A 1,423-nucleotide genomic window follows, 5' to 3' on the forward strand; every position below is an offset into this window, starting at 1 on the left:
GCAGGCGCTCTACTGCAAACGCCACCTGATCGTAAACCCGCTGCACAACCTCGCCATCTACCATTTCAAAGGAAGTCCGCAGCGTTTCATGGCGGGCTATTAACTGACGGAACGCCTCCTCCAGTCGGTCTGCCTGAAGCGGCCCCTCCACGACTAATACACCCGGCATATTGTAGCTGACCTCTCCACCGTCCAGATGGCTCAAAATATACAGTCGTTTTTGAGCTGAGGAAGCAGGATAGTAAGACTGTTTGGCAGCTGCAGGGATCACCGTATAGGTGTCTGTGCCGTGCGCGGCGATCAGCTGGGCTTGCTGCTCAATCGTAAAGTGCTGGAACACTTCACGCAGTGTTATTCGGCTGCCCACTTCCTGATGAATTTTGGCCACCAGTGTCGTGGCCCGCAGGGAATGCCCACCCACATCGAAGAATGAGTCGGTGACGCCTACGCTGGACAGCTTCAAGACATCCTGCCAGATTTGGGCTAGCTTGGCCTCCAGTGGCGTCCGCGGTGCCACATACTCCAAGCCTCCTTCAAGGCGTGCTTCCGGTGCGGGCAACGCCTTCCGGTCGATTTTCCCATTGGGCGTCAGCGGGAAACGATCCAGCTGTACCACATACGTCGGGATCATGTAATCCGGCAGCTTCGGCTGCAACGCATTCCGCAGTTCCGGTAGACTCAGCGACTCCGAAGCTACGATATAGGCACACAGATCCTTGTGTCCGTCTTCGTTTTCCCATGCCGTGACCACGGCTTTTTGGATACCGTCCACGGTCAGCAGCTGTGCTTCCACCTCGCCCAGCTCGATCCGGTAGCCGCGGATTTTCACCTGGTGGTCGATCCGGTCCAAATACTCGATACTGCCATCCGGCAGCCACCGTGCCAGGTCGCCTGTCCGGTACATCCGGTTTGCGTAACTGCTGTCCGCTGGATCAGCGGCCGTCGCATCAGCAAACGGATTCGGAACAAACTTCTCAGCCGTCAGTTCCTGCAGGTTGAGGTATCCTCGTGCGATACCTGCCCCTCCGATATAGAGCTCACCCGCGATCCCGATCGGCACCAGCTGTTGCTGGTTGTTCAGGATATACACAGCCTGGTTCGCTATCGGCGTTCCAATGGATACCGTGTGCTCCCCTTTTTCCAGCAATACATTCAGTGACTCTACATCTTCAATCGTATAGGCTGTCGCATCTACCGTCGCTTCGGTCGGACCATACACGTTCGTAATGACCGGGCGATACCCGGACCATTTGTGTAGGAACCCCTGTACCAGCTGCACCGATAAGGCCTCGCCCCCAATCAGGTAATGCTTCACATCCGGCGCTTCTGACACGCTGACGCTTTCGTTCAAAATATGCAGATGCGCTGGTGTGCCGTCCGACAGATCAATTCGGTGCGTGCGATAGTAGGCGATCAAATGCTC

At 56.3% G+C, this 1,423-nt stretch carries 1 protein-coding gene; it reads right to left on the bottom strand.

Features of this window, described 5'->3' with window-relative positions; all coding sequences use genetic code 11:
• Nucleotides 1-1,423 (bottom strand): non-ribosomal peptide synthetase (locus tag ABEW32_RS26385; protein ID WP_430193269.1); only part of this gene is annotated, 1,423 nt, incomplete at both ends.

Origin of the sequence: Paenibacillus jamilae, assembly GCF_050482105.1 — a bacterium.
Lineage (GTDB): Bacteria > Bacillota > Bacilli > Paenibacillales > Paenibacillaceae > Paenibacillus > Paenibacillus jamilae_B.